Below are 23,980 nucleotides of genomic sequence, written 5' to 3' on the forward strand. Positions count from 1 at the left end.
CGGGATCGCGCTGGTGCGGGGACGGTGTGCGTCTCTCGCCGCCGCAGCCGAGGAGGCGCTGTGAAGGAGTACCCCCCGATCGCGGACCACGGCATCGTCGGCGATCTCCAGACGGCGGCGCTGATCGCCGCTGACGGCACCGTGGACTGGTGGTGCACCCCGCGGTTCGACGCCCCCAGCGTGTTCGCCTCGCTGCTCGACAGCGACCGCGGGGGCCATTGCCGTCTCGCGGCAGATGTCGGCGACGACGCGACCGTGCGCCAGCTCTACCTTCCCGACACCGCGATCCTCATCACCCGTTTCATGACCCCGAGCGGTGTCGGCGAGGTCGTCGACTTCATGCCTCCCGATCCATCGACGACGCCGTCGTCGCGACACCGGCTGATCCGGGCCGTGCGGGTGGTACGCGGCACCATGCCCTTCGAGCTGATCTGCCGGCCCCGTTTCGACTACGGCCGCGCACCCCACGACCTCACGCCTCTGGACGACGGATCGGTGCTGTTCCGCGGTCCCGGCACGGACCTTCACCTCCAGGTCACCGCGCCGATCACCCTGCATCCGGACGGCACCGACGTCTCCGCCCGTTTCACCCTGCGGGCGGGGGAACGGGCCGCGGTCGTCCTCACCAGCGAAACCGGCCCGACGGGCAGCCTCAGCGGCCGTCCCGGCGGTGCCGCGCCGTCCGCCGAGGCGGTCCTGGACGCTTTCGAGGAATGCAGTGCCTTCTGGCTCAACTGGCTGCGGGCCTCGCGCTACCGCGGCCGCTGGCACGAGATGGTCACCCGTTCCGCCATCACCCTCAAACTCCTGACCTACGCTCCCACGGGCGCCCCGATCGCCGCCGCCACCATGGGGCTGCCCGAACAGATCGGCGGGGAGCGCAACTGGGACTACCGCTACACCTGGGTCCGCGACGCCTCCCTATCTGTGCGATCCCTGATCGACCTCGGTTTCACCGCGGAGGCGAACGCCTTCCGCCGGTGGCTGCGCGAACGCCTGGACGCCGGCGGCACCGGCTCGGGCGAGCCGCTGCAGATCATGTACCGCGTGGATGGCGAACCGCATCTGACGGAGGAGGTGCTGGATCATCTGGAGGGCTACCGCCGCTCCGCCCCGGTACGGGCCGGCAACGCCGCCGCCGACCAGATCCAGCTGGACATCTACGGTGAGGCCGCCTACGCGCTGGCGCAGACCGAGGACATCGGCGGCATCGGCGGCTGGCACGCCTTCGCCCGCGTCGTCGACTGGCTGGCGGAGAACTGGGACCGGCCCGACGAGGGCATCTGGGAGACCCGCGGAGGCCGCCAGAACTTCACCTACAGCCGCCTGATGACCTGGGTCGCCTTCGACCGTGCCGTCAAACTCGCCACCGCCCACTCGCGCCCCGGCGACCTCACCCGCTGGCTCGGCGCACGCGACGCAGTCCTCCAGCAGATCGTCGACCGGGGCTGGAACAGCGAACGCCGCGCCTTCGTCCAGCACTACGACACCGACGTCCTCGACGCCTCGCTGCTGCTGATGCCCAAGGTCGGCTTCCTCACCCCCTCCGACCCCGACTGGCTGACCACCCTCGACGCCATGGACGAAGAACTCGTCAGCGACAGCCTCGTCTACCGCTACGACCCCGCCGCCTCCCCCGACGGCCTGCGCGGCTCCGAGGGCACCTTCAACCTGTGCAGCTTCCTCTACGTCGAGGCACTCGCCCGCGCCGGTCGCCTCACCCAGGCCCGCTACGCGTTCTCCAAGATGCTCACGTACGCCAACCACGTCGGCCTGTTCGCGGAGGAGATCGGCCCTTCCGGCGAGCAGTTGGGCAACTTCCCGCAGGCGTTCACCCATCTGGCCCTGATCGACGCGGCCCTCGCCCTGGACGAGGAGCTCGACCGCGCCGAGGGCATGTCCGGCTGAGGGTACGCACGGCGCGGCGTCACTGCTGCGGTGCCGTCGGCGGAACCGTCGTCCCGGCTGAGGCGACAGGCGGTCGGCCGGCGCGCGGCAGCAGTGCCGCGGCGATCAACCCGCCCAAGCCGACGAGCGCGAGGGCCGCCATCGCCACCGCGTACGCGCCCTTGCTCAGCCCCGACACCAGGATCGTGCCCGCCACGGCCGTGCCCAACGAGGAACCGAGGTTCGAGATGCTGCGCGACAGCCCGGAGATCTCGCCCTGCTGTGTTTCGGGGAAACACGACTGGACCACGTTCACCGACGGAGTGAGCATCACCCCCAGGCCCAGCCCGATCAGCAGCAGGCCAGGGGCGAACGCCCAGGCACCTGGCTGCCAGGCGACCAGCGCCAACAACACGGCGATGCCGGCGATGGTCACGATGAAGCCGGCCATGATGAGGGTGCGCTGCGCCCGGCGCCGGGCGAGCTTCTCGGCGGCCAGCGAGGAAGCGAGGATGCCCAGGGTCGCGGCGGTGAAGATGACGCCGGTCTCGACCGCGTCGTAGCCGCGGACGACCTGCAGGTAGGCGGCGACGGTGAACGACACACCCATCAGCATCAGCCACTGCGTGTTCTGCGTGATCAGGCCGAGGTTGGAGGTGCGGTTGCGGAACATGTCCCAGGACAGCAACGCCTCCCGTCCGGCGCGCTCGCGGCCACGCACCCAGGCGAAGAAGCCGGCCAGTACCAGCGCACCGGCCAGCAACAGACCCAGCGCCAGCCAGCCGTTGTCGTCGACGGCCAGGATGCCGGTCACCAGGAGGACCAGACCCAATGCCGACAGCACGGCCCCGATCGTGTCGAAGGGCCGGGCGCGGTCCGGCGGCAGCGGATCCTCGATCTTGCGGCTGAGCACCACGATCACCACGACCACCAGCACCTGGAACACGAACGCGGCCCGCCAGCTGATGGCACTCGTGATGAGCCCGCCGATCAGCGGGCCGGCGGCCGCTCCGATCCCGCCCATCGCCATGATCGCGCCGAACGCCCGAGCTCGCGAAGCCGTGTCGGTGAACAGCAGCGTGGTCAGGATGTAGACCGGCGGAATCAGCAGCGCCGTACCCACGCCCTCCAGGACGGAGTTCCCGAGGATCAGCACGCCCAGCCCCGGCGCGACGGCACTGAGCAGGGCCCCGACGCCGTAGATCACAAGTCCTGCGAGCAGGCAGCGTTTGCGTCCCCACTTGTCGGTCAGCTTGCCGCCCGGAATCATCAGTGCCGCCATCACCAGCAGGAAGATCGTGATCGCGACCTGCACACCCTGCACCGTGGTGTCCAGATCCTCGCTGATGTCGTTGATCATCACGTTCATGTTGGAGCCGGCGAAGCTGCAGATGAACTGCGCCAACGCCAGCGGAGCGAGCACCCGTCGTGTCCCCGCGGCACCTCCCCCGATTCCCGCCGCCGTCCCCGCCATGCGTCACCTGCCCATCCGCCGAGTCGATGTCCTGAGGAACTGCGGCTTCGTCCAGGAGCAGCCCGGAACTGACGCGACGCAACCGCTGTTCCGACCGTCGCACAGCCCACCTCCCCAGGTCGGAAGGCGCGCAGCAGTCAGGGCGCCATCGAGGAGGGCCGAGCGCCTCCAGCTGGTCCGGGATGAGTGCGGAGTCGAAGACGTGGATGTTTTCCGCGAGCGGTGGCGCTCTGTGGGCTTGGGGATCACCGAGCGGACACAGGTCGCCGGCCCGGGCGCCCAAGAGCAGCGGCCTGCCGAAGACCGGCATTCAACCTCGGTGACAAGGCGCCTTCGCAAGCGGTCAGTCGTCTGAGTGTCGCCCCTTGCCCTTCCCTCTGCCGTCCTTGCCCGGGCGCTCGTCGCGCTCTTCGTCATCGTCTCCACGCGGAGGCGGTGTCGTGGGCGGAGCGGCAGTCGGAGGCTTCGAGCCGGCGTGGGCCGGGGGTGCTGAGGTGGCGGTCATGGGGGTGGGTGACGGGGGCGGTTCAGGATCGTCGTCGCTCGGATTCAGCGATGCGCCGAGAGCCATGGCCGCGGTGAACACGACGAGGCCGGTGCCGCAGAGAACCGCTTTGGACGCCAGTTTGCGGCGGCTGCGGGGGCGGGAGCGCCTGCTGGCGGTGCGGGCCTCGCGGGCCAGCGGCACGGGAGCAGGCGGGGTGGGCGGGGCGGCCATGAGGGCGGTGTCGGCCGTCGCGGGCGGCTGCGGTGTCCCGCGCTGCTGCCTGGCGAGCCGGTCGGCTGCCTGCTCGGCGGTGGGCCGGTTGACCGGGTCTTTCGCGAGCAGGTGCAGCACGTGGTCGGAGAGGGGCTGCGGTATCTCGGGGCGCAGTCGGCTGGGGGGCGGCGGGGTGGCGCTGACATGCTGCTGCACCACGGCCAGCGAGGTCGCTCCGGTGAACGGAGGACGTCCGGTGAGGAGTTCGTAGAGCACGCAGCCCAGGGAGTAGACGTCGGAGGCGGGCTGGGCGGAGCGGCCCAGAGCCCGCTCGGGCGCGAGGTAGTCGGCGGTACCGAGGATCTTGCCCGTCGCGGTCAACGTGCTGGCGGCCGCGTCGGCGAAGCGCGCGATCCCGAAGTCGGCTACCTTCACTGTGCGGTCGGTGGTGAGCATGAGGTTCGCCGGCTTGATGTCCCGGTGGATCACGCCCTGCCGGTGCGCCGCCGAGATCCCTGCGGCTGCCTGCGCGGCCATGGATGCGGCCTCCGCCGGGGGCAGGGCCCCGCGCAGCGAGCGTTCCTGGGCCAGGCTCCAGCCATCGATGAGTTCCATGACCAGGTAGAGCTGGTCGAGGTGGGAGCCGAAGTCGTACATCCCCACGACGTTGGGGTGGTTGAGCCGGGCTGCGGTCTGCGCCTCGAGGCGGAAGCGCTCGGCGTCCGCTGCCTCTTCGGCGCGCAGGAGTTTGACCGCCACGAGACGCCCGAGGACCTGGTCCGACGCCCGCCACACCTCCCCCATCGCGCCGCGTCCCAACAGTTCCTGCAGTTCATAGCGGCCTGCCAGCAGCCCCTGCACACCCACCCCGACCCCTCTGGTGCTCGTACCTTCGCCGATCCGATTGGCAGGGTTTGTGCGCATTCGGATCGCGGGGCACAGACTACTGCTCGTTGCGGCCCAGGACGTGCGCTTGTCCCGCGTGGTACGCACGGGGCAGGCCGGCGACGGGGGAGATCCCCTGCCTGCCCCTCATGCGCGACCGCCCACTCGGCAAGGAGGTGAGCGGTCGGCGCGAGACCCCTGGGCCCTCCCACTACAGCGCGCTGGAGGCCGGGGCTGTCACACCCTTGCGTCACCGGATGCGTGGCCGGCAGTGCGAGCACCTGGTCGTCAGGAGCAGGGGCAAGCCCAGTCAGGGGGGGGAAACCGGGCCTGCCCCTGCAGCTCGGCGCCTGCATACCTCCCCCCGGAGGATGGGGCGCCTTGACCCCGCCCGGGGTCACTCCCAACAGCGCGCCACCTGTCAGAAGTGTCACGGGAGAACGGAGATGACCGCGAGATCGGCACTCTCGTGAAGGTGGGTACGCGGTGCCACCATGGCTCGATCACACATCGCACGCGACCTCGCCGGCGCCGCTCTCGCATGCCGGCTGACCCCGAGACAGCAGAGGTGCCGCTCGCCTCGACAGAGGATCGCCGTTCCACAAGCAAATACGCCTTCCTTCCGAACATTTGGGTAAGTGACCGAATAGGAAGACATATTTGGGTCATCGCAGACGTGGGTGTAACGCAACAGCGCTTGCGGAACGCAGGGTTAGGGAGAAGCGGGCGACAACCCGGTCCGTATTGCCGTGCCCTGGTTGAGCGCGCCCGAGATCACACCACGTCAGATCGGATTCCTTGTGAGCAACACTGACCCGGCTCCCGGATATCAGACGTACACCCACTCCGCTACGCCCGAGCGCCCCGTACGTCGGCAGGCCACCGCCCGGCGCGCTGCTCTGACGGTCTGCACGATCGCCGACACTGCGGCAGGTCTGCTCGGCCTGTGGATCGTTCTGTTTCTGCTCGACGCGAACCGGGCGAACGTGTTCGTCGATTTCGTGCGGGAAACGGTGGGCTTGCTGGCCTGGTGGTCGCAGGACATTTTCACGATGGACACAGACGGGCTACGCACTCTCCTCAATTACGGTCTCCCGGCCGTCATGTATTTGCTGATCGGCCATGGAATCGCCGCACGGCTCAGCCGCGCCTGAGAACAAGACGGCCTTTGCAGTTCCGCCGTGCCCGGCGGTGTGAGGTGGCTCCTGCGGGGCGTCTCACGGGCGATGCCCGGAGAATCCACGCAGGAGCATCACACAGGCTGCACACAGGTGCCCGAAAGTCTGGCTAGCGTGACTGGCCGATCTCCTGTGCGAGCGCGCACAGGCCGTGGCCTGGCGGGCCGACGGGACAGCCGACCCAGGAAGACCGGAACACCACAGATGGACTACTGCTCCAAGTGTCGTCGCCATCTCAATGGCGCCCTGGTGTGTCCCGGGTGCGGCGCCTACGCCCCGGACATCGCTCCGCCCGCAGCACGCCATGGCGGTTCGCAGTCGGCGACAACTGACAGCGCACCGGCCGCACATCGGGTCCGCGATCCCTCAGCCTCCGACCCATGGAACGACGACCCCCTGCGGGGCGAGGAGGAGCACTACGCCGACTGGGACGCGGCCCCGCACACCGCCTCTTCCGCAGATGTCACGGACGTCCCCGAAGTGCGCGAGGGACGAGCCGCCCGGCGTCGCCAACTGGCCCGCTGGAAGAAGAACAAACGCCGGGCCGCGGTCGCCACCGCCGTCGCAATCGTCGGAGGCGGCCTGACCATCGCCACGACGAACCGGCACTCCCCCGACCAGGCAAGGGCGGCCACAGCGCCGGACCAGCACAACACGGGCGCCGCGGAGAAGCAGGCGCCCGCGTACGCCCGCCCGGTATCCACGCCACCCGCCCCGCACCGCTCGTCCGAGACTCCCGAGGCGGGGTCTGCGGCCTCCGGCGCCCCCAGGCGGCAGGCTGTCGCGGCCTCGCCCCGCACCTCACCCCCGATCACGCGGCCGGACGCCGCCGCGCCTCCCGCCCCGGTCATGACATCGGTTCCGCAGCCGCAGAACACCGCCTCCTCCTCCAGCGACAGCGATCACGGCGCCACCGACACAACGGCGGGGCAGCCTTCGACGCCAGCAGCCGCCGAGAGCGCGGACTCGGGCACCTCCCAGACCGGTTCCACACCAGCACCGACGTCGCCGACGCAGGTGTGTCTGCTCGTGCTGTGTCTCGGGTGACCCAACCGTCAGGCCGGTAGGGCCCGGACCCGGCGAGGCGTGTCCAGTGCGCGAGTGGTCACCACACCTTCACAGGGTCCTACCGGTTTCGGTCCATCCCGTACAGCAGCAGCCCCGGCATCAGCAGAACAGCCACGATGATCACAACACAAAGCCCCTCCTGACCGGCAACCCCCTCCGGGTGCCCGCCACAGCCGGGACCCCGCTCACGGCCGCCATCGTGTGCGCCTGATCCATGGCGCGCGCCAGTCGTCTGCTGATCAGCGCACCGCTGGGCGGCATGTGGACGCGGCTTGATCGCGCGGCCCGGGGCAGGCAGAGCAACGGTGGCGTGCTGAGGGTGACCGACGGGGGTACCCGGCCCGCATGACAAAACTTCATCTTTCAGGACGAAAAGAACCCGACGCTCTCGATGAGGCACCCGCGGCCGACGAGGCCCCGGCCGGACCCGGACCGGATGTGGAGCGCAGGGCGCCGGACACGCCGACGAAGCTGCCGAAAGGATCGTGGAAGGCGGTACTCAAGGGCAGCTTGCGCGAGTTCAAGGACGACGAGCTGACCGACCGTGCGGCAGCACTCACGTACTACGGGGTGCTGTCCCTGTTCCCCGCACTGCTGGTGCTCGTCTCGTTGCTGGGCGTGACCGGCAAATCGACCACCGACAAGTTGCTGAACAACATCCAGCAGCTCGCCCCCGGCTCCGCCCGCGACATCATCACCCGGGCCGTGGAGCAGCTCCAGGGCAACGCCGGCACTGGCTCCATCATGGCGATCGTGGGCGTGGTGCTGGCGCTGTGGTCGGCCTCCGGCTATGTGGCGGCCTTCATCCGCGCCGCGAACACCGTCTACGACATGCCGGAGGGCCGACCGGTGTGGAAGATCCTTCCCGTGCGGGTGGGGGTGACGGTCGTGCTGATGGTGCTGGCCGTCATCAGCGCGCTGATCGTGGTCTTCACCGGCAGCCTGGCCCGCCAGGCCGGGCAGGCCCTCGGGATCGGGGACACCGCCTTGACGGTGTGGTCGATCGCCAAGTGGCCCGTGCTGCTGCTCCTCGTCACGGTGATGATCGCGATCCTGTACTGGGCCACGCCCAACGCCCGCGTGAAGGGGTTCCGGTGGATCACCCCGGGCAGCTTCCTGGCCCTGCTGATCTGGATGGTCGCCTCCGCCGCCTTCGCGGTCTACGTCGCCAACTTCGCCTCGTACAACAAGACCTACGGCACCATGGCCGGTGTCATCGTGTTCCTCCTCTGGCTGTGGATCACCAATCTGGCCATCCTGCTCGGCCTGGAGATCGACGCGGAGACCGTACGGCAGCGTGCCATCGCCGGCGGCCATCCGCCGATGGCCGAGCCTTACACGCAACCGCGCGACACCCGTACGTGGGACGAGCAGGACCGGCGTCGTCTGGACGAGACATGACCGAGGCTCGGGCGATCTCGGGTGGAGCCGCTGACCTGGGGACGTGCCGAGTATGAGGATGCCGGCCGGGGTGCGTGAAGCTGACCGGCTGCTGACGCAACAGGCAGCCGCAGGCGTACCACCGTCCGTCGCCAAAGTGCTGTCGGCGGTGGAAGAGGCGGCCAAGGGCGCCAAGCTGTGGTGCGGCACCGCGGCAGTCATGCTCGTCCTGGGCGGAAGACGTGGCCGCATCGCGGCGGCCTCGGGGCTGAGCGCCGTGGTGGTTGCGCAACTGGCCTCCAACGGTGTGTGCAAGCAACTGGCCCGTCGGCCCAGGCCGCCCAGCGAATGGATACCGCACGACGAGGTCGACGACCGCCCCGGCTCGTCGTCCTTCCCCTCCGGGCACACCGCCGCCGCGGTCGCCTTCACGGCCGCCGTCGCCTCCTCGTGGCCGGCCGCCGGCGCCCTGTGCGCGATACCGGCCACCATGGTCGCCACCGAGCGGGTGCAGAGCGGCGCCCATTACCCCAGCGACGTCGTCGGCGGCGTGGTCATCGGCTTGGCCGGCGCCTGGCTCAGCCACCAGGCCCCGCGACTGCTGTTGCATCTCCGCTGGTGGTGAACCAGCGTGTACGAACAGGCCGTTGGTGAGAGTCCTTGCGCCGGCGCCCGGGACGTTGTCCAACTCCTTCGGGCTGCGGGGCGAACTCCGCGTACCGCTGCTCGGCCGGCAGATCGAGGGTGGCCTTGCGGCCCTCCTCGGTGAGCGAGCCGCCGAAACCTTCGGTAGTCGACGCCGGCGTGCAGGAGGTGTCGAAGGCGAGGGCTTGGATCGCGCCAGTCCCGGGTACCCGCCCTGGCATCGAGCGCGTAGGGGCCGATGCCAGGGCGCCGCGCATGTCGCCCTGTTCGCGGACGAGGTGGCGGACCTCAACGCAGCGACGGTCCGCATCGGCGTCCGCGGCGACCGTCACAACGCACAGCACATGGGGCTCGTCGGCAGGTGAGACGCGGCCTGGGCCGGAGTCACGCCGGAAACGCACACGTCAGAGTGTGAGGAGCACCTTGGTGGCGCGGCGTTCGTCCATGGCCTTGTAGCCCTCCGCGGCCTGCTCCAGCGGGAGGGTGAGGTCGAAGACCTTGCCGGGGTCGATCGTGCGGTCCCAGATGAGCTGGATCAGGTCGGGCAGGAAACGTCTGACAGGGGCGGGTCCGCCGAGGGTGTGGATGCCGGCGAAGAAGAGCTGGATGCCGGGGATCTGGACGTCGTGGTTGACGCCGACGTATCCCATGTGGCCGCCGCCGCGGGTGGCGCCGACGGCCTGCATGAAGGATTCCTGGGTACCGACGGCCTCGATGACGGAATGGGCACCGTAACCGCCGGTCATGTCCTTGATCCTGGCTACGCCTTCGTCTCCGCGTTCCTCGACGATGTCGGTGGCGCCGTAATGGCGGGCCAGCCTCTGCCGCTCGGGGTGGCGGGACATGGCGATGATGCGCTCGGCGCCGAGCTGCTTGGCCGCGAGGACCGCCATCAGCCCGACCGCGCCGTCTCCCACCACGGCCACGGTCTTGCCGGGGCCGGCCTCGGCGGCGACGGCGGCGTACCAGCCGGTGCCGAGTACATCGGAGGCGGCGAGCAGATCGGGGATCAGCTCGGGGTCGGGCTGGGCGGGGGTGGCGACCAGGGTGCCGTCGGCATGCGGGATGCGGGCCTTCTCGGCCTGGGTGCCGATGCCGCCGTGGACGAACTCGGCGTGTACGCACTTGGACTGGAAGCCGGCCAGGCAGATCTCGCAGGTGTTGTCGGAGATGACGAACGAGCCGACCACGAAGTCGCCGGGCTTGACGGTGGTCACCGCGTCGCCGACCTCCTCGACCACGCCCACGTACTCGTGGCCCATGAGGGTGCGGTCGGCGGGCTCGACTCCTCGGTAGGGCCACAGGTCGGAGCCGCAGATACAGGTCGCGGTCAGCTTCACGATCGCGTCGGTGGGCTCGACGATCTTCGGGTCCTCGCGGTCTTCGACCCGGACGTCCCCGGGCGTGTGCATGATGACTCCACGCATGTCTGCGTCTCCTTGCCTCTTGCCTCGTGCCTGATCCGTACCGAGGTCGCTCGACGCGCCCGTCCGGCGTGAAAGCGAGCCCGTCCGACACGCCGTGGCCGCACCTTCGCCGAGTTCATGGTCTCCGGGGGCGGCCGCGCCCGCATGTCCGGGCGCGTTGGCCCCGGTCGCTGCCTGTCGGAGCGGTTCACGGACCAAATCGTGCAGGCCCTTGTCGGCGACTGCCTGAACGCCGTCCGGGACACGCCTCGCGGGCCGACCAGGCCAACCGGTCGGTCAGATTGTCGCTGATCAGAGTGCCTACGACGCTGATCAGGGCTACGGCGAGAAGAAGTAGACAGTGACCTGGGGGACCTTGTGCATGCGCATGCCGGTCGCCCTACCGCCCGCGCCGAGCGGTCACGCGCCGTTCTCGCCCTGGGCGATCTCGACCTCGTGATGGAAGTCGACGACGCCGGCTGTTCCGGCGGCCACGGACACGGCCGTGCAGGCCACGAGGAGGTACGCGGTCCATCGCGCGGCCCTCGGACGACCCCCGGTGGGCGCCAGGAGGGCGGCGACACGCTGCGGGACGGGGCCGGTCGTCGCAGCGGGGGTGAAGGCCGGGCGCGTGGAGGGGGAGGCGTGGCCGGCGAGGGCGGCACGGGCGATGGCGGTGGCGAGGAGACGCCGGTCGCCGACCGCCGCCGCGGCGGCCTCGTCCGCATCGCGTTCAGCGGCGAGCCGGACGCTGTCACGCACCCCGCGCAGTGCTGGGTGGCAGTGGGCTGCGAGTTCGGCGGCCGCCAGGAAGTAGTGGTGGCCGGCCCGGTTGTGGGCGCGTTCGTGGGCGAAGAGGGCCTCGCGCTCGGCGGGGTTCAGGCTGCGCAGCATCGCGGTGGTGACGACGATGCGGTGGGGCCGTCCGGGCAGGGCGTACGCGTCGGGGTGTGGTGAGTCGACGACGCACAGGTCACCGGCGGCGGGCCGACGGTCGGCTTCGGTGCGGGCGGTGCGCAGGGCGCGGATCTGCCGGTGGGCCGAGCGGGCGAGGGTGAGGAGGCTGAGGGTGAGCACGCCGGTCGCCACGGCGGCGAGAGGCAGGACGAGACGGTCGGAGGGGGTGCGCAGGGGGTGGATGAGCTCGCCGAGGGAGGCGAAGGCGGGGAACTTGAGCAGGCCGGTCAGTACGAGGGCACCGAGAGCGCCGACGCAGGCTCCCGCCAGGGCGAGGACCGAGACGGTCAGGACCCACAGCGCGGTGGCCGGAGGGAGACGGTCGAGGGTCCGGCGGGCCGGCCATGGTGCGAGGAAGGGCAGGAGCAGCGGCAGGAGCAACAGAGGCGTCATCACCCGTCACCGTCCAGGAGTTGGCGCAGGACCTGTTCGTCGTCCGGGCTGAGTTGGGCGACGAAGCGGGCCAGGACCGCCTCCCTGTCCGTGTCCCGGTCGAGTTCGGTGTGCATGCGTCGGGCGGTCAGGCCCTGGGCGTCCTGCATGGGGACGTAGGCGTAGCCGCGCCCTTGCCGTTCACGGCTGACGACACCCTTCTCGTGCAGGCGGGTCAGGATCGTGGTCACCGTCGTGCGGGCCAGTCCGGTGCCGAGTTCGGTCTGTACCTGTCCGGGTGTGAGCGGGGCTCCTGCGGCCCACAGCGCGGCCATGACGGCGGCTTCCAGCTCGCCGGCCGGACGCCTCTCGTCCCGTGCGTCGGTCATGGGAACCCTCCTCACTCCCCGGTCGTCTACAGTTGAGTAGACCGTCTACAAGATTGTAGTCGCTAGCCGGGTGCCGCAGTTCTGCCGCGCCCGGGGCCCGGACAACGTGAGAGGTCTCCCGACGATGACTACGGCCCTGCACCTATCGTCGCAGCTCGCCGTGAACGTGCTCGATGCGCGGTCACTGCTGTCCGCCTTCGGCGTGCTGGGCGTCGCTGTGGTGCTGTTCGCCGAGACCGGGCTGCTGATCGGCTTCTTCCTTCCGGGCGACTCTCTGCTGTTCACCGCGGGTCTGCTGTGCACCGGCAGCGCGGACCGCGGCCTGAAGCTGTCGCTGGCTCCGCTGCTGGTCGCGGCTGCGGTGGGGGCGCTGGCGGGCTCGCAGTGCGGGTACCTCCTGGGCCGAAGAGCGGGCGGCGCCCTGCTGGCCCGCAGCAGTTCGCAGCGCCTGCACCAGGGGGCGGGACGCGCGCAGGAACTTCTGGAGCGCTATGGGCATGCGAGGGCGATCGTGCTGGCCCGCTTCGTTCCGGTGGTGCGTACGGTCCTGAACCCGATGGCGGGCGTCCTGCGGGTGCCGGTGCGGACGTTCACCCTCTGGCAGGTGGTCGGCGGGCTGGTGTGGAGCCTGGGCCTCACACTCGCCGGCTACGCGCTGGGCTCGTCGGTACCCGACGTCGACCGCTATCTGCTGCCGATGGTCGCGGTGATCGTGGCCCTGTCCCTGATCCCCCTCGCCGCCGAGCTGTCGCGCTCGCGGCGCGACACGAAGACGAAGGAGGCCCGCGGATGAATCTCGCCCTCGACGGCTCGTCGGTCGACGGCCGGGCCTACAGGGACGTGGTGGATCTCGCCCGCCACGCTCCCGCGTGGCTGAACGACACCCTGTCGGTGTGGTCGACGTACGGGCTGACCCTGTTCGCGCTGGTCATGGTCGTCGCCTGGTGGCGGGCCCGGCGGGTGGGCGCCACCGCCTCGGTGACGGCGCTGGCCGTGCCGTTCGTCGTGGTGACGGCCTACGGGGTGGACGCGGTCCTGAAGCAGCTGGTGCGCGAGGACCGTCCCTGCCAGAGCCTGCGAGTGGTCACCGTGGAGGCGTGTCCGGCGCCCGGTGACTGGTCCTTTCCCAGCAACCACGCGGCCATCGCCGCCGCGGCAGCCGTCGCCCTCTTGTTCGTCTCCCGCCGGCTCGGCTCGGTCGCCGTCGCCGCCGCCGTGGCGATGGCGGCCTCGCGGGTCTGGGTGGGCGCGCACTACCCCCATGACGTGGTGGCGGGGGTCGTGGTCGGTGCGCTGACGGCGCTGCTGGTCATGCCGGCGGTGCGCGGGCACGCGGGGGCTCTCGGGCAGCGGCTCACGCCGACCCGTCTGCACGGGCTGCTGGTGGCTTCGTGAAACGCGGCGACATCGCCGACCTGGCCGGGACCTGCGGCCTCGGCGCATGGACGGCGTTCGGTGTCCTGACGATGGTCGTCATCGGGCACGACGGCGCACCGCTGTTCACGGACGGCGACCTTCTCACGTGGTCCGTCGGCCACCGACCGGAGGTGGCGGTGGCATTCGCTCGCGGGCTGACCGCCACCGGGACCGGTGTCATCCCGTACGTCCTGGCCGCGCTGGCCGGAATCATCGCGGGTCGCACCCTGCGCCGCCGCGCCCTCGCCACCGCGCTCTGTCTGGCCTGCCTCGGGACGGGCCAGCTACTGCGGTACACGGTGATGTCGTTCGTCGCCCGGCCGCGGCCACCCGCGACGGACTGGCGGACCCATGCCTCGGGATGGGCTTACCCGTCCGGTCACACCACCACGGCGGCCCTCACTGCCGGGCTCCTCATCATCGCCGTCCAGGCGCGCCGCCCGCAGGGCAGGACCCCGCTCGCCCTGGCCATCGGCACCTGGGGGGTGTTGGTCGGCCTGACCCGCGTCTACCTCGGAGTGCACTGGTTCACCGACGTCGTCGGGGGCTGGCTGTTCGCTCTCGGCTGGCTGGGCGTGTGCCTGTGCGCCATGACCTGGTGGGCACCCAGGCCTTGGGCGCCCGGCACGAAGGACGAGGAGGCACTCCGCGGAGGGAAGAACCCGACGGCCTCAGCGGATGACCGCACCAGCACGGCACGCGAAGAGAAGAGGACCCATGCACCGGACCATCCAGGTCGTCGAAGACGATCACGCCCTGCGTGACCGTGCTGGTGTGCGGACTGCGCGACGAGGACTTCGACATCGGCCGTTCCACCTGGCCGAACTCGCCGCCCGCCGCCACCGCAGGCGACCTGCTCCTCGACGCCGTCCGCCACACGGCCAGCGTCCACGGCACCCACGTCGACCTGACACCGACCGAGTTCCGCCTCCTGGCCACCCTCATGGCGGCTTCCGGCGACCTCGTGGTCCGCCGCGGCAGGCATCGGCATGGCGTTGCATCCGGTGGCCCGCCGTTCGGTTCAGCGGTCGGCCGTCTCGGCGAGGCGGTCCGTGACGCCGTCGTCCTCGTCGCTCCCGCCTTGCGCAAGGGGCCGGGCCTCGTAGGTGATCCGAATGACGCCGTCGGCATGCCGCTCGGTGCTCGCGCGTACACCGAAGACGTGGGCGAGGAGATCCGGGGTGAGCACCTCCAGGACAGGGCCCGCCGCCGCCACCGCACCGCTGTCCAGGACGACCAGGTGGTCGCAGAGGCGAGCGGCGAGGTCGAGGTCGTGGAGCACCGCGAGGGTGGTGACGCCTGTGGCCCGGATCAGGTCCAGGAGTTCGAACCGGGCCCGGATGTCGAGGTGGTTGGTGAGCTCGTCCAGGACGAGAAGCTGGGGGTCCTGCGCCAACGCCCGGGCCAGCAGGACACGTTGGCGCTCTCCCCCGGACAGCGAGGCGTAGTCGCGGTCCGCGAGAGGTCGTACGCCACAACGGTTGATGGCGGCGGAGACCGCCGCCTGGTCCTCGGCGCCGTCGCGGCCCAACAACCCATGGTGCGGGGCACGGCCCAGCGCGACGATCTCCGCGACGGCCAGGCCGGTGGTGTTGCCTCCGGCGTCCTGGAGAACCGCGGCCGTACGGCGGGCCGCCGTCCGCGGGGACAGTTCCCACACGTCGTCCTCGCCCACCCTGACCACCCCGCCCGCTGGACGGAGCGAGCGGTAGACGGTGCGTAGCAGGGTGGACTTGCCGCTGCCGTTGGGGCCGACGAGGCCGACGATCTCGCCCTTGCGGGCCTCAAGGCTCACGTCCCGCAGGATCGGGGTGCGGTCCAGGGTGACGTGGAGTTGGTCGACGGTGAGTCTCATGAGTGTCAGTCCAGGCCCTTGTTTCGGCGGAGCAGCCACAGGAAGAAGGGGGCGCCGAGGAGGGCGGTGAGAATGCCCAGCGGCAGTTCGTTGGGGCGGTTGAGGGTGCGGGAGAGGAGGTCGACGAGGACCAGGTAGACGGCGCCCAAGAGCGCTGTCAGGGGCAGCAGTCGGCGGTGGTCGGCGCCGATGGTGAGCCGCACCAGGTGCGGGATCATCAGGCCGACGAAGCCGATGCTGCCCGCGACCGCGATGACGGTGCCGGTCAACAGCGCGCTGAGGACCAGCAGCACGGCCCGGAGACGGTTGACGTCGACGCCTAGCGCGGTGGCCGACTCGTCCCCGGCCAGCAGCACGTTGAGGCGGCGGCCGAACAGGGTCAGCAGGACGGTCGTGACGAGGACGACAACGGTGACCGTGGGAATCTGGTCCCACTTGGCCCCCGCGACGCTGCCCAGCATCCAGAACATCACCGTCCGCAACTCGGTCGGGGTCGCCTGGAGTTGGACGAAACTGGTCGCCGACAGAAACACATAGCCGATGGCAACGCCCGCCAGCACCAGCCGTATCGGGGCCAGCCGCCCCTGGCGCCGGCCGAGCGTGAACACCAGCGCCCCGGCGGCCACCGCGCCGAGGAAGGCCGCCGCCGACACCCCCAGCCCGGCGAGCGCGGCGCCGCCACCGAGGGTGATGACGAGGACCGCGCCGAGCGTGGCGCCATAGGAGAAGCCCAGCACGATGGGGTCCGCCAGCGGATTGGACACCACCGTCTGCAGCACCGCACCCGTCACCGCCAAGCCGGCGCCGACCAGCGCCGCCAGAACCACCCGCGGGGTGCGGAAGTTCCAGACGATCTGGTCCAGCGCCGGGTCGGAGGGGGTGGCCCCGGCGCCGGTGACGTGGTGGAGGACGATCTGCCACACGTCTGCCAGGGGGACGTTGACGGCTCCGATGCTGATCGCCACGATCATGACGGCAACGAGCGCGACGGGCAGGAGCGTGAACGCCAGCGTGACTCCGAGTCGGGTCAGAAGGCGTCCGGGTGCAGCGTCTTCGCGATCTTCTCGACGGCCAGGTCGTTGCTCGGGCCGAGGTACATCGAGTCGGACAGCGTCACGTACGCGTTGTTCTTGGCGGCCGGCCACTGGGGGAACTCCTTGAGCAGCTTCTTGGCGTATGCCGCCGGGTTCGGGTCGTTGTAGGCGATGACGATGAGGGCGTCGACGTCGGTGGCGGCGACCTTCTCCTTGCTCAGGTCGGCGAAGGACGTCCTGGAGGCGTTCTCGAAGGCGTTGGCGCCGCCCGCCTTGGCGAGGATGTCGTTGTAGACGCCCTTGGCGACGACCGAGCTGAAGTCGTTGCCGCCCATGGACATGTTGGAGAAGAGCACCATGACGTTGGGTGTCTTCTCGCCCTTCACCTTGGCCGAGACAGCCGCGATGTTCTTCTCGGAGGCGGCGATCAGCTTCTCGGCCTTGTCGCTGACGTTGAAGATCTTGCCCATGTCGCGCAGCAGTCGGTAGCTGTCGGCGATGGTCATCTTGGAGGTGTCCTGGTCGCAGCCCTGTGGCGAGACGTAGCTGTTGGCTCCGACGTCCCTCAGCTGGTCCCTGGTGGCGAAGCCGTTCTTCTCGTCGAAGCCGTACGAGGTGGTGGACAGCACGAGGTCCGGGCGGAGCCCGACCATGGCCTCGCGGGGGATGTCGTAGGCGTCGTTGAGTTTGACGTCACCGGTGGGCAGTTTCTTGATGGCATCGGCCCGGCCGGCGACTTCGGACATGCCGTAGGTCTGCTGGTTGGCGACGATCTTGTCGCCGAGGCCGAGGGCGAGGAGGGTGGAGACCTCGGCGACGGAGGCGCCGTTCATCACCACGACCCGGCTGGGCGCCTTCTCGAAGGTCTCCTTCTGGCCGCAGTTGTCGAGGGTCACCGGATAGCCGGCCTCTGGGGCCGCGGCCTCGGTGCTCTGGCCGCTCGCCTTGTCGTCGGACGACGAGCCACAGGCCGCCGTGAGGAGACAGAGGGCTGCGGCCAGGGCGGTGGCGACCGGCCGGTTGATCGACATTCGGGCTCCTTGGGTGAGCGTTGGACCCGCTGGTCCGACGGGTCCTGTTGCAGTAGTCGGGGTGAAGTGGCCGTGAGTTCCCGGCAGTTGGGGACTATGTCGCGGGCACCGGAGATCCGTGCTCGTGTCGCCGGGTGGGGGCCGGGAGAACTGCGGTGGTCACGCAGTGGTCCAGGTAGCGGAAGAACAGGTCACGGTCGACGGGCGGGCACGTGATACCCGTGCCCTCCAATCCGGCGCGGATCCGGTCGGCGTGGACGTGGCCGAGGCGCAGATCGGGCGTGGCGGCCGGGCTTTCGGCCGCGGAGTCGAGGAAGGCGAGTGTGGTGGCCGCGGCGTCGGCCGTACGGGGCAGTTGCTCACGCCAGCGCGGCAGCGGCAGCGGCCGTACGGGATAGCCGTAGTCCATCACCCACTGGTAGACGTCGGCGAGCCGTACACGGGGCAGGGTGGCGTGGTTGAAGACGGGTCCGGTGGCCTGCGTGTCCGGGTGGAGGGAAAGGTGGACCAGCGATCGAGCGACGAAGTCCACCGGCGTCCAGATCTCGTCCTCGAAGAGCTCCGGGACGATGCCCTCGGGTATCCCCGCCCGCAGCACGCTCCACAGGAAGTCCCGCTCGTTGACGTGTCCCGTGTCGGCGGGCCCGACCACGCGGCCCAACCGGTGGACGGTGACAGGCAGACCGCGTTCCGCCGCCTGTTCCAGGAGCCGTTCGGACGCCCACTTGGATTGCTGGTAGCCGTGACGCAAGCCCACATGGGGCGGTAGGAACTCCTCCGGCACCTCCATGCTGTGGCTCGCGGGCGGTGCCACGGACAGGGTGGAGACGTAGTGCAGGGGCGTTGTGTGCACGGCCGCCAGGCACAGCAGTTGCCGGGTGGACTCGGTGTTGGCCGCGCGCAGGGTGGTGTAGTCGCGCATGATGCTGACGGTCGCGGCGTTGTGGAAGATCGCGTCGCAGCTTGCGGCGAGGTCGGAGAGGGTTTCCCGGGGCAGGCCGAAGCCGGGACGGGCAAGGTCGGCGGGTAGCGCCGTGAGACGGGCCGACTCCCGCTGGTCGAGGGTGATGGCGTGGTGTGTGAGCGCCGCACGGACGCGCGCGGCTGCCTCGGGCGCGCTCTCCGCTCGGACCATGCAGACGATCTCGGCCTCCGTGTCGGCCAGGAGCCGTGCCAGCAGGTGCGCGCCCACGAATCCGGTGGCGCCGGTGAGGAGGACACGCCGGGGGGTGTCACGGGGAGCGCGGCTGATGCCGGGACGGATTCCGACGTCCAGTTCGGTGTCGGCCAGGAGCGCCGGCGGGAGTGCTCCTGGTGTGGGGCTCGGCTGCTCGACAGCGGCATCGGTCTCGGTGAGGAATCCGGCCAGTGCGGCGGCCGTAGGGTGCTGGAAGAGCCAGGCGACCTTCACGTCCCGGCGGAGTGCCACCCCGAGCCGGTTGGCGGCCTGGATGGCCTGCAGGGACTGGGCGCCGACCTCGAACACGTCGTCGTCCACGGCGATGGCGTCGATGCCGAGGAGCTGCCCCCAGATGCCGGTGATGGTCTGTTCCAGGGGACTGCCGGCGGTCGGCGTCCGGGGCGCGGGCGGCTCGGCGAGCGAGGCTCGGTCGATCTTCCCGGAGCCGTTGCGGGGCAACCGGTCGACGACCTCGACGGCAGAGGGGATCATCGCGGCGGGCAGCCTGGCCCGCAGGTGCTCCCTGACCTCGGAAGCGGACGGCGCGGGGCCCTCGACCACGAGATGGGCGACCAGACGCCTGGTTCCGTCCGGCAGGACTTGACCCACGACGGCGGTCTCCCGGATGCCGGGGTGGGTGAGCAGGGCACTCTCCACCTCAGCGGGCTGCACCCGATGCCCGCTGATCTTGAACTCGGTGTCGGCCCGGCCGAGATGGCGCAGTTGTCCGTCCTCGCCGATGCGGACCAGGTCGCCGGTGCGATAGGCGCGGGGGGCGTCCGGGAGGGCGGTGAGCGGGCCGAAGCGCACGCTGTCCGGCGCCTTGGGCCGGTAGCCGTCGGCGAGGGTGGGACCCAGGAGGTACAGCTCGCCGTCGATCACGGCCGCCCGGGTGCCGGGCAGGGGCAGGCCGATGGGGACGTCTCCGTCGGCGAGCTCGGGGTCGTGGAGGTCGGCGACGGTGGCGACCACGGTGGCCTCGGTCGGGCCGTAGGTGTTCAGCAGCGCGACCGAGGTGCCGACCGCCTTGCGCCAGCGCTCGACCCGCTCGGGCAGGGCGGCCTCGCCGCCTATGACGACGGTCCGCACGTCCTCGGGCAGGGCAGCGGCGCCGGTGGAGACCGCGTAGGCGAGTTCGTGCCAGTAGGCGGTGGGCAGGTCGAGGACGCTCACCCGCAGCCGTGCGCAGGTGTCGAGGAAGCCGGGCACCGACTCGGTCATGTCGTCGGTCCGGATCACCAGGGTCGCGCCGGCGCACAGGGTCAGGAAGATCTCCTCCACGCTGGCGTCGAAGTGCAGCGGGGCGAACTGCAGGACCCGGTCCTCGCGGCGCACGCCGTAGCGGGGCGTGGTCGCAGCGACGAAGTGGGCCAGGGCCGCGTGGCTGACCGCCACTCCCTTGGGGCGGCCGGTGGAGCCGGAGGTGTGCAGGACGTACGCCGGGTCCGTGGGTTGCGGTGGCTCGGCGACACCGGTGGGCCGGGGGTCCGGTTCGTCCAGCGGGAGTACGGCGTACCCCGCGAAGTCGACCGCGCGGTCTCCGGTGGTCAGGACGAGCGCGGGAGCGGTGTCGGCGAGCAGGCGGGCTGTGCGGTCCGTGGGCGCCTTCGGGTCGAGGGGGCAGTAGGCGGCACCGCACATCAGCACACCGAGAACGGCGGTGACGGCATCGGCGCCCCGGGGCAGGTCCACTGCCACCACATCGCCCCGGCCGACGCCCCGGGCTGCCAGTCGCCCGGCGATGTCCCGTGCGGCGCCGGAGAGTTGGGCGTAGGTGAGGCTGTCTCCCGCGTGCTCGACGGCGACGGCTCCGCCCCGGCGGGTCGCGTGGTCGGCGATCAGGTTCAGGACCGGGTGGGCGGGCGCGGGCAGCGGGCCGCCGTCCAGGACGGGGACGGGCTGATGTGCCCGAGGCCCGCCGAGCGGCTGGTCCGGGTCGGCGAGGGCCTCCGTCAGCAGGGTGAGCAGGCCCTCGTGGAAAGTGGCGGTCTCGGTCTGCGTGTACAGCTCGGGGTTGGCATCGACGGCGACGCGCAGACCGGTGCCGTCGCCGCGGTCGTAGACGTTGACCGCGAGGTCGTCGACAGGGCCCGCGGACACGTTGTGGACGGTGCTCGGGTGCCCGGCGAACTTCAGGTCGTACGCGAACGGCATGATGTTCACGCCGGGCCCGGACAGACGGCGTTGCCCGCCCACCAGCTTCAGGTCCCGGCGCAGTTGCTCGTAGCGGTAGCGCTGGTGGGGCAGTCCGGCGCGCAGTTCGCGTGTGACGCGGGGGGCGAGGACGCGGAGGCTGTCGTCGGGGGTGACGGGCACGCGCAGGGGCAGGATGTTGCGGACCATGGCGGGCACCCGCAGGGAGATCGAGCCGAGACGGCCCATGGCGGGCAGGCTCAGGACGATCTCCGGTGCCCGGGTCAGCCGGTGCAGGTGGGCGACGGTCACCGCGAGCAGCACTTCCGACCAGGTGACGGACAACTCGCGAGCTACCGTGCGCAGTTGGTTCGCGGTGGCTGGGTCGAGGTCGGTGACGTGCCGGTGGAAGGTGCGGGCGGGCAGCGCGGATCGGCCCGCCGGGGTGGCCACCGGCGGGTGGTCGGCGTAGCGGTCCACCCAGTAGGAGCGGTCGTTGATGTGGCGGGCGGAGGCGCGGTAGGCGTGTTCTTCGGCGCGGACGGACTCCAGGGTGCCGAAGCCGCTCTCCGGTACGGGTTCGCCGGCCATGAGGGCGGTGTAGACCTGGGCGACGCGTCGGGCCACCAGGGAAAGCCCGAACCCGTCGAGGGCGATGTGGTGGACGCGGTGGTACCAGAGGAATTCCTGCGGTGCGGTCCGCAGCAGGGCGTGGCCGAAGACCGGTTCGCGGGTGAGGTCGACGGGGCGGGCCATGTCCCGGTCCATCCAGGCCAGGGCGGCGGCGTGCGGATCGGGTTCGCCGGTCAGGTCGGCGATGTGGGTGCGCCAGTTCCCGGCCGGGGTGTCGATCTGCCAGGGGCGGCCGGTGTCGTCGGTGTCGAAGGTGACGTTGAGGGCTTCGGTCTCGGCGGCGGCGTGGTGCAGGGCTTGGTCGAAGACGGCCGGGTCCACCGGGCCCGTGATGCGCAGGTACTCGGCGGTGTTGTAGGCCGGGCTGTCCGCGTCGAGCTGCTGGCCGGCCCAGATGCCCTCCTGGGCGGCCAGCAGCGGACGGCGTTCAGGCGTCGGCATGGTCGGCTCCTCGGCTGCGTTCGGTGAGCAGCTGCCACCACTGGGCGAAGGAGGTGCGCTCGGCGAGTTCGACGAAGGTCACCTGTGCACCGGCCGCCTGCCATCGCTCCAGCAGGGTGACGATGCGCAGCGAGTCCAGCCCGGAGTCGAGCGGGTTGTCCGCCAGGTCGACGTCGTCGGGCTCCAGGAACAGGCACTCCGCGAGGTCGGCGCGGAAGGTGTCCAGGGTGAGGGGTTCAGGCATGAGGGCTCCTTTCAGAGACTCGTCCGACGGGGTGCCGGGGCCGCCCGCCGCCGGGGCAACGGCTCACGAGGAGCGGTCAGTTGACCTTGCGCTCGGAGTCGCTCCAGAAGCGGTCGCGCAGTTCGCGGCGGAGGATCTTGCCGCTGGGGTTGCGCGGGACGTGGTCCGTGAACTCGTAGCCGGCGGGCAGCTTGAACGCGGCCAGGCGCGGGACGAGGAAGGTGTGCAGGTCCCGGGGGCTGGGCCGTTCCCCGGCCGCCGGTACGACGAAGGCGTGCACCTTCTCGCCCCAGCGCTCGTCGGGGATCCCCACCACGACCGCCTCACCCACTCCGGGATGGTGTTCCAGGACGTTCTCGATCTCGGCGGGGTAGACGTTCTCACCGGCGACGAGGATGGCGTCCTTGATGCGGTCGCGGATGACGACGTAGCCGTCCTGGTCGAGGTAGCCGGCGTCTCCGGTGTGGATCCAGCCGTCGACGAGTGTCTGGGCCGTCTTGTCGGGCAGCCCCCAGTACTCGACCATCCGGGCGGGGGTGTGCAGGCAGACCTCGCCCACCTCGCCCGGGGGGAGTTCGCGGCCCTGGTCGTCGATCACCTTGGCCCGCACCCCCGGGTAGGGATGCCCGGCGGCCTGCATGAGCGGCCCGCCCGGGACATGGGCGGCCGGGGGCAGACAGACGGCGGTGTTGCCGGTCTCGGTGAGGCCGTAGATCTGGGCGAACTCGCAGTCGAGGACGGCGAGGCTCTCCTCCAGCAGCGACTCCGAGATCGGCGATCCGCCGTAGACGGTCTTGCGCAAGGTGGCGAAGTCCCCGGAGCTCACTCCGGGTTCGATGAGCATCATGCGCAGCATGGCCGGGACCACGCAGGCGGTCGTGATGCCGAGATCGCGGATGAGGTCCACGGCCTGCCGGGCGGCGAAGGCCCGCATCGCCACCACCGTCGTACCGGCGTTGAAGTTCTGGGTGGCCCACCACAGGCCGCCGATGTGGAAGCCGGGGATCCCGATGAGCGCGATGTCACCGGCCCGCCAGTCGATCCAGTCCAGCCCTTCGCTCGCGAGTCCGTCGCGGATCGCGAAGAAGCTGCGGTGGGCGAGCACTACGCCCTTGGGCAGGCCGGTGGTGCCGCTGGTGTAGAGCTGGGCGACGGGGGTGTCGGGGGTGGGCCCGAACTCCGTTTCACTCTCGGGGTGTTCGGCTCGCCAGGCAGGGATCGAGGCGACCGGTAGGACGGTCTCGGGCGGCGCGGTGGGCATGCCCTCGACGATCGGGGCGAACTCGTCCTCCAGGAACAGCAGCCGGGTGCCGGAGTCCTGGAGGATGTGGCTCACCTCCGGCGCGGTGAGCCGCCAGTTGACCGGGACCAGCACGGTGCCGGTCTTGGCGCAGGCGAAGAGGGCCTCGTAGTAGTGCTCGGACTCCTTGCCCAGGTAGGCCACCCGGTCACCCTCGCCGAGCCCCGCGGCGAGCAGGGCGTGTGCGAGGCGGTTGCTGGCGCGGTGCAGGTCCGCGTAGGTCAGGGTGCGGTCCTCGCAGATCACCGCCGCCGCTTCGGGCTGCCTGGCGGCGTGGAAGCGGGCGGTGTGGACGAGGGTGCTCAGTTCGGCGTGGTGCAGCCTGGCGCCCTGGGGCTGCGGCGCGGTGGATGTCTCCATGAAAGCTCTGCC

19 protein-coding genes are annotated in these 23,980 nt (G+C 70.7%); 8 read left to right on the forward strand and 11 right to left on the reverse strand.

From position 1 onward, the window contains the following. Positions 1 to 60 precede the first annotated feature (60 nt). Positions 61 to 1,908 carry a glycoside hydrolase family 15 protein gene (locus ACIHIX_RS25590; RefSeq protein WP_399959911.1) on the forward strand — a complete coding sequence of 616 codons (1,848 nt, stop codon included), beginning with the start codon at positions 61 to 63 and terminating at the stop codon, positions 1,906 to 1,908. Between the two features lie 19 nt (positions 1,909 to 1,927). Here ACIHIX_RS25590 and ACIHIX_RS25595 read toward each other — a convergent pair whose 3' ends face one another. After that, positions 1,928 to 3,361, reverse strand: a complete 1,434-nt coding sequence (locus ACIHIX_RS25595) for an MFS transporter (protein ID WP_399959913.1) — start codon at positions 3,359 to 3,361, stop codon at positions 1,928 to 1,930. Between the two features lie 343 nt (positions 3,362 to 3,704). Continuing rightward, on the reverse strand, positions 3,705 to 4,928 hold the full coding sequence (locus ACIHIX_RS25600) for a protein kinase (protein ID WP_399959915.1): 1,224 nt from the start codon (positions 4,926 to 4,928) through the stop codon (positions 3,705 to 3,707). An 818-nt stretch (positions 4,929 to 5,746) separates the two neighbouring features. Here ACIHIX_RS25600 and ACIHIX_RS25605 point away from each other — a divergent pair. From ACIHIX_RS25605 to ACIHIX_RS25620, 4 genes are all read left to right on the forward strand, one after another. Beyond that, on the forward strand, positions 5,747 to 6,100 hold the full coding sequence (locus ACIHIX_RS25605) for a hypothetical protein (protein ID WP_399960215.1): 354 nt from the start codon (positions 5,747 to 5,749) through the stop codon (positions 6,098 to 6,100). A 228-nt stretch (positions 6,101 to 6,328) separates the two neighbouring features. Beyond that, entirely contained in the window at positions 6,329 to 7,171 is an 843-nt protein-coding gene (locus tag ACIHIX_RS25610; RefSeq protein ID WP_399959916.1) for a hypothetical protein, read from the forward strand. A 366-nt stretch (positions 7,172 to 7,537) separates the two neighbouring features. Further along, positions 7,538 to 8,593, forward strand: coding sequence for a YihY/virulence factor BrkB family protein (locus tag ACIHIX_RS25615; protein ID WP_399959918.1), 1,056 nt, complete (start codon positions 7,538 to 7,540; stop codon positions 8,591 to 8,593). 70 nt (positions 8,594 to 8,663) lie between these two features. Continuing rightward, positions 8,664 to 9,197, forward strand: a complete 534-nt coding sequence (locus tag ACIHIX_RS25620) for a phosphatase PAP2 family protein (RefSeq protein WP_399959920.1) — start codon at positions 8,664 to 8,666, stop codon at positions 9,195 to 9,197. A 424-nt stretch (positions 9,198 to 9,621) separates the two neighbouring features. Here the strand turns inward: ACIHIX_RS25620 and ACIHIX_RS25625 are convergent, their stop codons facing one another. The 3 genes from ACIHIX_RS25625 to ACIHIX_RS25635 all read right to left on the reverse strand — a co-directional run bounded on the left by ACIHIX_RS25625 (position 9,622) and on the right by ACIHIX_RS25635 (position 12,341). Further along, complete coding sequence (locus ACIHIX_RS25625; RefSeq protein WP_399959922.1) at positions 9,622 to 10,644, reverse strand: zinc-dependent alcohol dehydrogenase family protein; 1,023 nt, start codon at positions 10,642 to 10,644, stop codon at positions 9,622 to 9,624. Between the two features lie 399 nt (positions 10,645 to 11,043). Beyond that, the gene (locus tag ACIHIX_RS25630; protein ID WP_399959924.1) at positions 11,044 to 11,973 is read right to left on the reverse strand and encodes a M48 family metalloprotease; all 930 of its coding nucleotides are present in this window, start codon (positions 11,971 to 11,973) and stop codon (positions 11,044 to 11,046) included. After that, the gene (locus ACIHIX_RS25635; RefSeq protein ID WP_399959926.1) at positions 11,973 to 12,341 is read right to left on the reverse strand and encodes a BlaI/MecI/CopY family transcriptional regulator; all 369 of its coding nucleotides are present in this window, start codon (positions 12,339 to 12,341) and stop codon (positions 11,973 to 11,975) included. The genes ACIHIX_RS25630 and ACIHIX_RS25635 overlap by 1 nt, the downstream gene beginning before the upstream one ends. A 124-nt stretch (positions 12,342 to 12,465) precedes the next feature. On the opposite strand from ACIHIX_RS25635, the gene ACIHIX_RS25640 reads away from it, so the two are divergent. From ACIHIX_RS25640 to ACIHIX_RS25650, 3 genes are read left to right on the forward strand one after another with little or no spacing between them, the layout of a single operon-like run. Next, positions 12,466 to 13,134: a DedA family protein gene (locus tag ACIHIX_RS25640; protein WP_399959928.1), complete on the forward strand. Its 669-nt coding sequence runs from the start codon at positions 12,466 to 12,468 to the stop codon at positions 13,132 to 13,134. Further along, positions 13,131 to 13,736: a phosphatase PAP2 family protein gene (locus tag ACIHIX_RS25645; protein ID WP_399959930.1), complete on the forward strand. Its 606-nt coding sequence runs from the start codon at positions 13,131 to 13,133 to the stop codon at positions 13,734 to 13,736. The genes ACIHIX_RS25640 and ACIHIX_RS25645 overlap by 4 nt, the downstream gene beginning before the upstream one ends. Continuing rightward, positions 13,733 to 14,521 (forward strand): phosphatase PAP2 family protein, encoded by a 789-nt coding sequence (locus ACIHIX_RS25650; protein ID WP_399959932.1) that lies wholly within the window; start codon positions 13,733 to 13,735, stop codon positions 14,519 to 14,521. The genes ACIHIX_RS25645 and ACIHIX_RS25650 overlap by 4 nt, the downstream gene beginning before the upstream one ends. A gap of 257 nt (positions 14,522 to 14,778) precedes the next feature. Here the strand turns inward: ACIHIX_RS25650 and ACIHIX_RS25655 are convergent, their stop codons facing one another. From ACIHIX_RS25655 to ACIHIX_RS25680, 6 genes are all read right to left on the reverse strand, one after another. Then, positions 14,779 to 15,612 carry an ABC transporter ATP-binding protein gene (locus ACIHIX_RS25655; protein WP_399959934.1) on the reverse strand — a complete coding sequence of 278 codons (834 nt, stop codon included), beginning with the start codon at positions 15,610 to 15,612 and terminating at the stop codon, positions 14,779 to 14,781. Positions 15,613 to 15,617: 5 nt separating this feature from the next. Continuing rightward, entirely contained in the window at positions 15,618 to 16,583 is a 966-nt protein-coding gene (locus tag ACIHIX_RS25660; protein WP_399959936.1) for a FecCD family ABC transporter permease, read from the reverse strand. Between the two features lie 56 nt (positions 16,584 to 16,639). Then, positions 16,640 to 17,677 (reverse strand): ABC transporter substrate-binding protein, encoded by a 1,038-nt coding sequence (locus ACIHIX_RS25665; RefSeq protein WP_399959938.1) that lies wholly within the window; start codon positions 17,675 to 17,677, stop codon positions 16,640 to 16,642. A gap of 94 nt (positions 17,678 to 17,771) precedes the next feature. Beyond that, on the reverse strand, positions 17,772 to 22,064 hold the full coding sequence (locus ACIHIX_RS25670; protein ID WP_399959939.1) for an amino acid adenylation domain-containing protein: 4,293 nt from the start codon (positions 22,062 to 22,064) through the stop codon (positions 17,772 to 17,774). Then, positions 22,051 to 22,308 (reverse strand): phosphopantetheine-binding protein, encoded by a 258-nt coding sequence (locus tag ACIHIX_RS25675; RefSeq protein ID WP_399959941.1) that lies wholly within the window; start codon positions 22,306 to 22,308, stop codon positions 22,051 to 22,053. The genes ACIHIX_RS25670 and ACIHIX_RS25675 overlap by 14 nt, the downstream gene beginning before the upstream one ends. Positions 22,309 to 22,384: 76 nt before the next feature. After that, complete coding sequence (locus ACIHIX_RS25680; RefSeq protein ID WP_399959943.1) at positions 22,385 to 23,968, reverse strand: long-chain-fatty-acid--CoA ligase; 1,584 nt, start codon at positions 23,966 to 23,968, stop codon at positions 22,385 to 22,387. Positions 23,969 to 23,980 lie beyond the last annotated feature (12 nt).

This window comes from Streptomyces sp. NPDC051913 (assembly GCF_044593635.1).
Taxonomy (GTDB): Bacteria; Actinomycetota; Actinomycetes; order Streptomycetales; family Streptomycetaceae; genus Streptomyces.

Excerpts from the sequence above, each read along its gene's own strand:
- ACIHIX_RS25630 (WP_399959924.1), bottom strand. The coding sequence starts at position 11,973 with ATGACGCCTCTGTTGCTCCTGCCGCTGCTCCTGCCCTTCCTCGCACCA.
- ACIHIX_RS25615 (WP_399959918.1), top strand. The coding sequence starts at position 7,538 with ATGACAAAACTTCATCTTTCAGGACGAAAAGAACCCGACGCTCTCGAT.
- ACIHIX_RS25625 (WP_399959922.1), bottom strand. The coding sequence starts at position 10,644 with ATGCGTGGAGTCATCATGCACACGCCCGGGGACGTCCGGGTCGAAGAC.
- ACIHIX_RS25610 (WP_399959916.1), top strand. The coding sequence starts at position 6,329 with ATGGACTACTGCTCCAAGTGTCGTCGCCATCTCAATGGCGCCCTGGTG.
- ACIHIX_RS25640 (WP_399959928.1), top strand. The coding sequence starts at position 12,466 with ATGACTACGGCCCTGCACCTATCGTCGCAGCTCGCCGTGAACGTGCTC.
- ACIHIX_RS25595 (WP_399959913.1), bottom strand. The coding sequence starts at position 3,361 with ATGGCGGGGACGGCGGCGGGAATCGGGGGAGGTGCCGCGGGGACACGA.
- ACIHIX_RS25655 (WP_399959934.1), bottom strand. The coding sequence starts at position 15,612 with ATGAGACTCACCGTCGACCAACTCCACGTCACCCTGGACCGCACCCCG.
- ACIHIX_RS25645 (WP_399959930.1), top strand. The coding sequence starts at position 13,131 with ATGAATCTCGCCCTCGACGGCTCGTCGGTCGACGGCCGGGCCTACAGG.
- ACIHIX_RS25670 (WP_399959939.1), bottom strand. The coding sequence starts at position 22,064 with ATGCCGACGCCTGAACGCCGTCCGCTGCTGGCCGCCCAGGAGGGCATC.
- ACIHIX_RS25665 (WP_399959938.1), bottom strand. The coding sequence starts at position 17,677 with ATGTCGATCAACCGGCCGGTCGCCACCGCCCTGGCCGCAGCCCTCTGT.
- ACIHIX_RS25675 (WP_399959941.1), bottom strand. The coding sequence starts at position 22,308 with ATGCCTGAACCCCTCACCCTGGACACCTTCCGCGCCGACCTCGCGGAG.
- ACIHIX_RS25680 (WP_399959943.1), bottom strand. The coding sequence starts at position 23,968 with ATGGAGACATCCACCGCGCCGCAGCCCCAGGGCGCCAGGCTGCACCAC.
- ACIHIX_RS25660 (WP_399959936.1), bottom strand. The coding sequence starts at position 16,583 with ATGATCGTGGCGATCAGCATCGGAGCCGTCAACGTCCCCCTGGCAGAC.
- ACIHIX_RS25635 (WP_399959926.1), bottom strand. The coding sequence starts at position 12,341 with ATGACCGACGCACGGGACGAGAGGCGTCCGGCCGGCGAGCTGGAAGCC.